Annotated in this window: 9 protein-coding genes and 3 tRNA genes; 1 reads left to right on the forward strand and 11 read right to left on the reverse strand. The window is 54.7% G+C overall.

What is annotated here, in order from left to right; all coding sequences use genetic code 11:
• A partial coding sequence (locus ABWP81_RS07890) for a cryptochrome/photolyase family protein (RefSeq protein WP_502905524.1) occupies window positions 1-818 on the forward strand: 818 nt, incomplete at its 5' end.
• Between the two features lie 265 nt (window positions 819-1,083).
• Here ABWP81_RS07890 and ABWP81_RS07895 read toward each other — a convergent pair.
• The 11 genes from ABWP81_RS07895 to ABWP81_RS07945 all read right to left on the reverse strand — a co-directional run.
• Window positions 1,084-1,554 (reverse strand): CopD family protein, encoded by a 471-nt coding sequence (locus ABWP81_RS07895; protein WP_353136984.1) that lies wholly within the window; start codon window positions 1,552-1,554, stop codon window positions 1,084-1,086.
• Window positions 1,555-1,626: 72 nt separating this feature from the next.
• Complete coding sequence (gene sorU / locus ABWP81_RS07900; RefSeq protein ID WP_502905525.1) at window positions 1,627-1,974, reverse strand: SorU family sulfite dehydrogenase c-type cytochrome subunit; 348 nt, start codon at window positions 1,972-1,974, stop codon at window positions 1,627-1,629.
• Window positions 1,971-3,185, reverse strand: coding sequence for a SorT family sulfite dehydrogenase catalytic subunit (gene sorT, locus ABWP81_RS07905; protein ID WP_353140884.1), 1,215 nt, complete (start codon window positions 3,183-3,185; stop codon window positions 1,971-1,973). The genes sorU and sorT overlap by 4 nt, the downstream gene beginning before the upstream one ends.
• A 590-nt stretch (window positions 3,186-3,775) precedes the next feature.
• Window positions 3,776-3,852 (reverse strand) — tRNA-Asp (locus ABWP81_RS07910).
• Window positions 3,853-3,910: 58 nt separating this feature from the next.
• A tRNA-Glu gene (locus ABWP81_RS07915) sits at window positions 3,911-3,986 on the reverse strand.
• Window positions 3,987-4,019: 33 nt separating this feature from the next.
• Window positions 4,020-4,095 (reverse strand) — tRNA-Ala (locus tag ABWP81_RS07920).
• A gap of 34 nt (window positions 4,096-4,129) precedes the next feature.
• Window positions 4,130-5,518: a glutamate--tRNA ligase gene (gltX, locus tag ABWP81_RS07925; RefSeq protein WP_353140886.1), complete on the reverse strand. Its 1,389-nt coding sequence runs from the start codon at window positions 5,516-5,518 to the stop codon at window positions 4,130-4,132.
• Between the two features lie 13 nt (window positions 5,519-5,531).
• Window positions 5,532-6,743 carry an O-succinylhomoserine sulfhydrylase gene (locus ABWP81_RS07930; RefSeq protein WP_353140888.1) on the reverse strand — a complete coding sequence of 404 codons (1,212 nt, stop codon included), beginning with the start codon at window positions 6,741-6,743 and terminating at the stop codon, window positions 5,532-5,534.
• 7 nt (window positions 6,744-6,750) lie between these two features.
• Window positions 6,751-8,265, reverse strand: a complete 1,515-nt coding sequence (gene purF / locus ABWP81_RS07935) for an amidophosphoribosyltransferase (RefSeq protein WP_353140890.1) — start codon at window positions 8,263-8,265, stop codon at window positions 6,751-6,753.
• Window positions 8,265-8,759, reverse strand: a complete 495-nt coding sequence (locus ABWP81_RS07940) for a CvpA family protein (protein WP_353140892.1) — start codon at window positions 8,757-8,759, stop codon at window positions 8,265-8,267. The genes purF and ABWP81_RS07940 overlap by 1 nt, the downstream gene beginning before the upstream one ends.
• Before the next feature lie 10 nt (window positions 8,760-8,769).
• The coding region (locus tag ABWP81_RS07945) for an SPOR domain-containing protein (RefSeq protein WP_353140894.1) at window positions 8,770-9,000 on the reverse strand (231 nt) is incomplete at its 5' end.

Consider the following 9,000-nt stretch of genomic DNA (forward strand, 5'->3'; position numbering starts at 1 on the left):
GCTTTGTTAAAGAACGTCTGCCACTTTTTGGTCGCTATGAAGATGCCTTGTGGCCTGGCGAGCCTTGGCTTTACCACTCGCATTTGTCATCGGCAATGAACCTCAAACTGCTTAGTGCGCGCGAGGTCGTTCATGCGGTAGAGGCTGCCTACCGGGCTGGCCATGCGCCGCTTCAAAGCGCTGAGGGCTTTATCCGCCAGATCCTGGGATGGCGCGAATACGTGCGCGGTATTTACTGGATGCAAATGCCCAGCTACATCGAGCGCAATGCCCTGAATGCCGAGGAAGAATTACCCGCATGGTTTTGGACCGGTCAGACAGACATGGCCTGCTTGCGCGATGCCATCACGCAGACTCTCGAACACGGCTATGCGCACCACATTCAACGCTTAATGGTGACAGGCTTGTATGCCCTGCTCCTGGGCGTGCGACCACAACAAGTTCACGCTTGGTACCTGTCTGTCTATGTAGACGCAGTTGAATGGGTCGAATTGCCCAACACCTTAGGGATGAGCCAATACGGCGACGGCGGCCTCATGGCAAGCAAGCCCTATGTTGCGACGGGCAAGTACATCCAGCGCATGGGTGGGCCTTGCAAAGGTTGCCGCTACGACCCAGCGCTGCGCGAGGGTGAACGTGCCTGCCCTTACACCACGCTGTACTGGGATTTTTTGATGCGGCACGAAACACTGCTGGCCAAAAACCCCCGCATGGCTTTGCAGGTCAAGAACGTGGTGCGCATGACTGACAGCCAAAAGCAAGCTGTGACGCTTCGTGCCAACGCGATTCGCCGTGGTGAAGTAGGCGTAGCCCAGTGACAATGCTTGATACTTTCCCGCCCTCGCGCCTAACTTTTCGCCTGCTCGGTGACACGGCTGAGTGCAAAATCCACTAAAGAGCTGGAAAATTGTAATTTACAATTTTTGGTCTGTTACACGAAATACTACACGTTTGCTTTTTTCGCTTATAAGCAATTGATTTATAAAAGTTTTTTACGAGCCCGGCTTTCTATTAATACTTTGAACGCAACCCTTGCGCCTAAATGATGTCGTACTAGGAGAGACGCTCCGCCCTCCCCATTACTCAGCCCAACAAAGTAACCAGCGCCACAATTAGCACACCCAGACCCAAGTTCACCGCTACCCATTTGCGGATAGCAGCCAAAGCAACAGTTCCAGCCTCCCAGTCCATAGACTGTGCAGCCACACTCAAGCGTTTGAACAAAGCAAAGCGGATGTGCGCAAATATCAACATCATCAATATGCCTAAGCCAGCCATTAAGGTCCAGCTCAAGGGCATAGAAAAGCTAGAGCCGCTTTGAACCAACTGCTTGGCGACTCGGCCAATCATCCATAGACCTGTCACCAGTGTCACCAACACAGCGACTGACACCGCATTAAAGAACCTTCGCAAAACCTCATGCATCAGGCGTACCCGCTCGGGCACTTCCAAGCTCATCACGGCTGGACGTAAGAAAAAGTGCGCGAACACCATACCGCCAATCCACACAATAGTGGCCAAGACGTGGGCGAGCTTGAGTGAGGTGTAAATCATAGTAATTCTTTCAACAACCAAACCAACTGATCATCCTTAGCAAATATGGCTGAACAGCACGTACTCAAGCAATCAAGGCGCCCCGCCGCTTGCCTTAGAGACATAGCGAGCTAAGGCTTCGATTTGACTATCGGAAAGCTTAGCTCCGTAGGACGGCATGTTGCCAAGACCGTTGCGCACCGCCTTAGCCACGCGCTGAGCGTTGGGCTTGATCTCGTCCAGCACAGGTCCCACAGCCCCCTCTGACTGCGCATCATTGAGCGTGTGGCAAATAGAGCAGGCAGGCACCGCCTTAATAAAAAGCAACTTCCCCGTCATGTAAGCGGGGTCATTGGCTTGTGCGTGGACAAAACAGGCTGAGCCAAAGACGGGGTAAAGCGTCAACCTAAGTGCTATGCGCCATAACGACTTGAAGCTCATGCCACCGTGACTTTCACGGCGTGGTCGAGCCAACTACTGTTGTTGTAGCCGCTGACGTTTTCGCCCCTAGTTTCAGGTTGCACATTACCCGCGGCATCGGTTGCGCGGCTGGCAAGCGTGTAATTTCCCGCTGGCAGTCGGGCCGATAACACGAACTGCCGCCAGGCGTATTTGCCCATGTCTGGCCCTACGAGGCGTGCTTCACGCCAGCTTTTGCCGCCGTCGATGGAAACCTCAACTTTTTTGACGGCATTCACACCACCAAAGGCAACGCCTTGAATTTGCATCAACCCGGCTGTCGGAGCGTTTCCTTCGCCGTTAGGTGAGTTGATCCAAGACTTCACCGTCATCTCCAGCACCGAGGGCTGGGTTGGATCGGCCTTTGCGCCAGGCGGCGTGATGCGGTAGCCATGCGACATGATTCGCGCATCGCTTTCAGCGGTAGTGAAGGCAAGTTGCTTGACGTACTTGATGTTATTGACACCGGTGTAACCGGGCACGATCAGGCGAAGAGGCCCACCGTGTGCCAGCGAAATAGGTGCACCATTCATTTCCCATGCCAGCAACGCATCGGCCATTGCTGCCACCGGCACCGAGCGCTCCACCATGACGCTTTTAGGATCAATACCGTCCGGTAACTTTTCACCACCGGTACCAGTCATGAAAGGCCGCGCGCCATCTAGGCCACCTAGTGCCTCGACTACAGCCCGCACAGGAACGCCACTCCAAACAACGCAACCGGCAGCACCCACAGTCCAAGGGGTACCGCTGGGCTTGCTAGGAAAAAAGCCCCGCCCGTTTCCTGAGCACTGAAGCACCATGGCGACGGTTTCAAGGCCCATGGATTTGAGTTGGGCAACGGTGAGTTTGCGTGGATTCTTAACACCTTCGATATTGACCTCCCAAGCATCACGGTTGGCGAGGATGGAGGCGTCAGGCGCTGGCAGGTTATTACGAATGTATAGCTGCTCGGCGGGGGTAATCACACTGGTGCCAAAGGCACTGCGTTTGGTCTCGAGGGTGCTGCTGCTGTGCACGATGAGGCTGGCAGGATCTTTCCAACTAACGTAAGAAGGGAGCGGTCGGGCTGCTGCAAGAGGGGCTGTCTGAGCGGAAGCGCCGCGCGTGAATGTGGCGAGACCTGCCGCCGCAAGAGTGCCAAGGCTAGCGCCCAGCAAGTGTCGACGGGGAAGTGATGTATCGTGATTCATAGATGCTCTCCAATTTTTTAGTGATGGGTAAACAAAGAATTATGTTAATTATTAAACAACAAATTGAAATGACCTCAAAACCTCCAGACACTTTTCACAGCTCAGTCTGAAGCAGCCCTTCCAGCTATTCAGATCGACTTTCAAAATTGAACTCGAACAACTTGGCAACACCTTTACGGCCTATAAATTGTTAGAGAGTGCTCGAAAGAACCGGCCACACAGTGGCCGAGTCCAATGTCAGTGTTTACCAACTTTCTCTGCAAGGTATGTTCGGCCAAACAGACCGTACTTTTGGATGACCAACATCCTCTAAAATTTCTTAGCTTACTTAACGTGGTGAGTCTCTAACAACTGGATATGTAAACGTCCAAACTTAATCCCCCGCTAAGGTAACTTTTTATGAAAATATTTTTTGGAACCCTTCGAGACCTCATGCTGTGGACAAAATGAGGACACTCATCCAGAGTTCAGAAAGGAATTTTGGGGATGTTCGTGGACAATCTGTGGACACTGGAAACGATTTAGGCAACAAAAAAGCCCGATGAGTTAACATCGGGCTTCTTCTAAGTCCTTGATTTATAAGGATTTTTTGGCGGAGTGGACGGGACTCGAACCCGCGACCCCCGGCGTGACAGGCCGGTATTCTAACCAACTGAACTACCACTCCTGATAGCTGTAACTAATGCTTAGTTGCTTGAGCAACCAAAGCCAAGTGCTACAAAACTTGGCGACCCTACGGGGATTCGAACCCCGGTACTCACCGTGAAAGGGTGATGTCCTAGGCCTCTAGACGATGGGGTCAAAACCTTGGACTAATCCGTTTATTAGAAATTTTGGTGGAGGTAAGCGGGATCGAACCGCTGACCTCTTGCATGCCATGCAAGCGCTCTCCCAGCTGAGCTATACCCCCGTTGGGTGTCGAGAGCAATAGTATAGCTAAATTTTTAACGTTTCGTCAAACGCGCCAAAACTTTTTCTTTGCCGCACAGCCAAATAACCGCGTCCACAGAGGGCGTTTGCGGAGTGCCCATAACCAACACACGCACAGGCATGGCGAGCTGCGGCATTTTTAAACCTTGCTCTGTCAGCACTGCTTTAAATGCAGCACTGACGCTAGCCGTATTCCACTCAACCACAGCTGCAAGTTTGGTGGCCAATGCATCCAACGCTGGCAAGGCGGCTGGCGTGATGTGCTTTGCAACATCTTCCGGCAGCGGGGTGACATCGGCATAAAAAGCCGTCGCCCAATCAGCCAACACTAACAGGGTGTCGCAGCGGTCTTTGAACAAACCACAAATTGCAGGCAAGCGGTCATCGGCGGCGATGCCGCGCTTGGCTAGCTCAGCGCTTACCAAAGCTGCCAGCGCATCATCTGCCATCGCCTTCAAATGCTGGGCGTTCACCCACTTCAGCTTGGCTTCGTCAAACTGCGCAGCACTGCGGCCCAGGTGGTCGAGGTTGAACCACTCTAAGAATTGAGCACGGCTAAATATTTCGTCATCGCCGTGGCTCCAACCCAAACGTGCAAGGTAGTTGACCATTGCGTCAGGCAGGTAGCCTTCGTCGCGGTATTGCGTCACGGCTTTGGCACCGCTGCGCTTGCTCATCTTTTCGCCTTGCTCATTGAGCACAGTGGGCAGGTGGGCATACACCGGCGTGTCTTTGCCCAGCGCTTTAAAGATGTTAATTTGGCGAGGCGTGTTGTTGACATGATCGTCGCCACGGATGACGTGGGTGATGTCCATGTCGATGTCGTCCACCACCACACAAAAGTTGTAGGTGGGCGTGCCATCGGGGCGGGCAATGACCAAGTCGTCTAATTCGTCGTTGCTGATTTCGATGCGGCCTTTGACTTTGTCTTCCCACACAACGGAGCCGCCTTGCGGGTTTTTAAAGCGCAGCACAGGCTTTACGCCTTCAGGAATGGCAGGCAAGGTCTTACCCGGCTCTGGCCGCCAGGTGCCGTTGTAGCGTGGCTTTTCTTTGTTGGCCATTTGCTGTTCGCGCAAGGCGTCCAGCGCTTCCATGCTCATGTAGCAGGGATAGACGTGGCCAGCGGCTTTGAGGTCTTCCAGCACGGCCTTGTAGCGGTCCATGCGTTGCATTTGGTAGAACGGACCTTCGTCGTGGTCAAGGCCCAACCACTTCATGCCTTCGATGATGACATCCACCGAGGCTTGGTTAGAGCGTTCAAGGTCGGTGTCTTCAATGCGCAAAATAAAGTCGCCACCCGTGGCGCGTGCAAAGGCCCAGGGATAGAGGGCCGAGCGAATGTTGCCCAGGTGAATAAAGCCAGTGGGTGATGGCGCGAAACGGGTGCGAGTTTTGGTCATGCAGGGGTAAAAATCAAAGGGTCTCAAGGCCGCGCAATAGGTCGGCCTTCATGTCGTCTAAATGTTCAAGGCCTGCTGCCAAACGAATCATGCCTTGGCCAATGCCTGCGGCTTGACGCTGGTCTTCCGACAGCTTGCCGTGCGAGGTGCTGGCGGGGTGCGTGAGTAAAGTTTTAGTGTCGCCCAAGTTGGTACAAAGCGAGAGCGTGCGCAAACTGTCGAGCACATGAAAGGCGCGCGTGCGAGCCTGCTGCGGGTCAGCCGCCTTCACATCAAATGACAACACCGCGCCGCCCATGCCCGACATTTGCTGCATCGCCAAGTCGTGCTGCGGGTGACTGGCCAAGCCGGGGTAATACACACGCGATACCGCAGGGTGTTGCTCCAGCCATTGCGCCATCGCGTGGCCGTGCGCGCTTTGCGCACGCATGCGAATGTCTAGCGTCTCCAAGCCTTTGAGCACCACCCACGCATTGAAGGGCGACAACACCATGCCGCTGTTCTTCATGACGGGCAAAAACTTTTCTTTGATCAGCTGTTCGCTGGCACACAAAGCGCCGGCCATCACACGGCCTTGACCATCCAAATACTTGGTGCCCGAATGCATGACGATGTCTGACCCCATCTCCATGGGACGCTGCAAAATGGGCGTGGCAAAACAGTTGTCGACCGCCAGCAAAGCGCCCGCGTTGTGCGCCATGTCGGCCAAGGCAACGATGTCACACACCTCGGTCAAGGGGTTGGTGGGTGTTTCGGCAAACAAGATTTTGGTTTTGGGGCGAATGGCAGCTTGCCACTCAGCAAGATCGGTTTGCGAGACCACGGTGGATTCCACACCGAAGCGTGCAAACTCAGAGCCAATCAGCTTCAGGGTGGAGCCAAACATCGACTGCGAATACACCACATGATCGCCCGCTTTGAGCAGGCTAAAAAGCATGAGCATGACCGACGACATGCCCGACGAGGTGGCCAAAGCAGCCTCAGTTCCCTCAAGTGCGGCCAAGCGCATTTCAAAGCTAGTGACCGTGGGGTTGCCTGAGCGGCCATAGGTGTAGCCCTCTTCTTCACCCGCAAAGCGGCGGGCAGAAGCTTCGGCCGAGGGCTGCACATAGCCGCTGGTGAGGTACAGGGCTTCAGAGTTTTCACCATACTGGCTGCGGTCTGCAGCCAAACGCACAGCCAAGGTTTCTAGGTGCAAATCAGGGGGCAAAGGGTGCTGGCTCATACCGAAGTTACTCCGAAGGATTGGGCAAGGCCAGACGCGAATTGTCTTCAGCGCCCTCCTCTTGGCCCACACGTTTTTCGTTCAAACGCACGATGTCACTCAAGGACACATCGCCCGTCACGTACACACCGTCAAAGCACGAAGCATCAAAACCGTCGAGCTTGGGTGCGTCGGCTTTTCTAGCTGACAGCACGGCTTGCTTCATGGCTTCCACGTCTTGGTAAATCAAGGCGTCGCAGCCAATGAGCACACGAATTTGCTCAACTGTACGGTCATGCGCCACCAACTCTTCAGGCGTGGGCATGTCAATACCGTACACGTTGGGAAAGCGGACAGGCGGTGCAGCACTGGCCAAATACACCTTGCGTGCGCCGGCGTCACGTGCCATTTGCACGATCTCTTTGCTGGTGGTGCCGCGCACGATGGAGTCGTCCACAAGCAGCACATTGCGGCCTTTGAACTCGCTGGCGATCACGTTGAGCTTTTGGCGAACCGACTTTTTGCGCACGCCTTGTCCCGGCATGATGAAGGTGCGGCCCACGTAACGGTTTTTTACAAACCCTTCGCGATACGGCACGCCCAACAAATGCGCCAGCTGAGTGGCGCTGGGGCGGCTGGACTCAGGAATAGGAATGATCACATCAATGTCTGTTGGGGGCACTGCAGACACCACACGTTTGGCCAAGGTCTCGCCCAAATTCAAGCGGGCTTGGTACACCGAAATGCCGTCCATCGTCGAATCTGGGCGGGCTAAGTACACGTATTCAAAAATACAAGGTTTAAGCAGCGATACATCGGCGCATTGCATGAAGTGCGCTTGACCTTCGAGGTTGATGAACACCGCCTCACCTGGCGCAATGTCGCGCTCAAACACATGGCCCGTGCCGTCCAGAGCCACCGATTCGCTGGCCACCATGTAGGTGCCATCCGCGCCACGGCCAATGCACAAAGGGCGAATGCCAAACGGGTCGCGGAATGCCAACAAACCGTGGCCTGCAATCATGGACACCACGGCGTAAGAGCCTTGGATGCGGCGGTGCACACGGCGCACAGCCTCAAACACATCGGCGGGCTTGAGGGATAAGCCTCGCGTGGTTTTGTCGATCTCGTGGGCCAGCACATTAAGCAAGACTTCAGAGTCGCTCTCTGTGTTGATGTGGCGGTGATCTTCAGAGAACAGCTCTGATTTCAGGGCGTGTGCGTTGGTCAAGTTGCCGTTGTGCACCAGCACCAAACCAAACGGCGCATTCACGTAAAAAGGCTGAGCCTCTTCTTCGCTAAACGCATTGCCTGCCGTGGGGTAACGCACTTGGCCCAAGCCGTTGTTGCCAGGCAAGGCGCGCATGTTGCGGGTACGAAACACATCACGCACCATGCCCTTGGCTTTGTGCATGAAAAATTTACGGTCGAGCTGGGTAACGATGCCCGCGGCATCTTGGCCTCGATGCTGCAAGAGCAACAAGGCGTCATAAATCAACTGGTTCACAGGTGCGCTGCTTGCAACGCCGACGATGCCACACATTAGGGGAGATACTTTCCAAAATCAGCCGGCAAAACCGGCTTCAACACATGCAAAAACTGTTGCAACCATTGTGCACCTTGGGCTTGTTTCCAAGCCATGGTCTCACGCATAGGCGTCATGCCCACCAGCACAGTGACAGCCAACAAAATGACCACACCACGCATCAATCCAAACAAGCTTCCCAGCAAGCGGTCCAAAGGCCCAAGGCCCACCGCCGAGATCAATTTCTTCACCACAAAACTAACCAACACCGTGGCCACCAGCACCGCGACAAACACCACCACAAAGCCGGCGGCATAACGCAACATTTGGCTGCTGCCCTCCATGGGCAACCACGCGGCGGCCATCGGGGCATACATCTGCGACACATAAAACGCCGCCACCCAACCCGCCAGCGACAGCACCTCTTGCACAATGCCGCGCCACAAGCCTAGCAGGAGCGACAGAGCCAAAACGGCCAGCAGAATCCAATCTACAGCCGAAAGTAACTGCATATCAATCGGTTTACAGCGTCAAAACTTGCGGCTGCAATTGCAACTGCTTGATCTTGTTTGCCATTTTGTCGGCATCGTCACGTTTGGTGAAAGGGCCCACGCGCACGCGCACGCGACGCCCTTCTTTGCCCTCGATGACTTGGGTGTAGGTGGTGATGCCCGCTTTTTCGAGCTTGCTACGCACTTCGCGCAACTTGGCTTCATCTGAAAACGTGCCTGCCTGCACCACAAATCGAGCGCC

This window comes from Limnohabitans sp. (assembly GCF_040401135.1).
In the GTDB taxonomy this organism is placed as follows: domain Bacteria; phylum Pseudomonadota; class Gammaproteobacteria; order Burkholderiales; family Burkholderiaceae_C; genus Limnohabitans.

What these genes read in the sequence shown, in the direction of transcription:
- ABWP81_RS07895 (WP_353136984.1), bottom strand. Translation starts at nt 1,554, where the DNA reads ATGATTTACACCTCACTCAAGCTCGCCCACGTCTTGGCCACTATTGTG.
- sorU (WP_502905525.1), bottom strand. Translation starts at nt 1,974, where the DNA reads ATGAGCTTCAAGTCGTTATGGCGCATAGCACTTAGGTTGACGCTTTAC.
- sorT (WP_353140884.1), bottom strand. Translation starts at nt 3,185, where the DNA reads ATGAATCACGATACATCACTTCCCCGTCGACACTTGCTGGGCGCTAGC.
- gltX (WP_353140886.1), bottom strand. Translation starts at nt 5,518, where the DNA reads ATGACCAAAACTCGCACCCGTTTCGCGCCATCACCCACTGGCTTTATT.
- ABWP81_RS07930 (WP_353140888.1), bottom strand. Translation starts at nt 6,743, where the DNA reads ATGAGCCAGCACCCTTTGCCCCCTGATTTGCACCTAGAAACCTTGGCT.
- purF (WP_353140890.1), bottom strand. Translation starts at nt 8,265, where the DNA reads ATGTGTGGCATCGTCGGCGTTGCAAGCAGCGCACCTGTGAACCAGTTG.
- ABWP81_RS07940 (WP_353140892.1), bottom strand. Translation starts at nt 8,759, where the DNA reads ATGCAGTTACTTTCGGCTGTAGATTGGATTCTGCTGGCCGTTTTGGCT.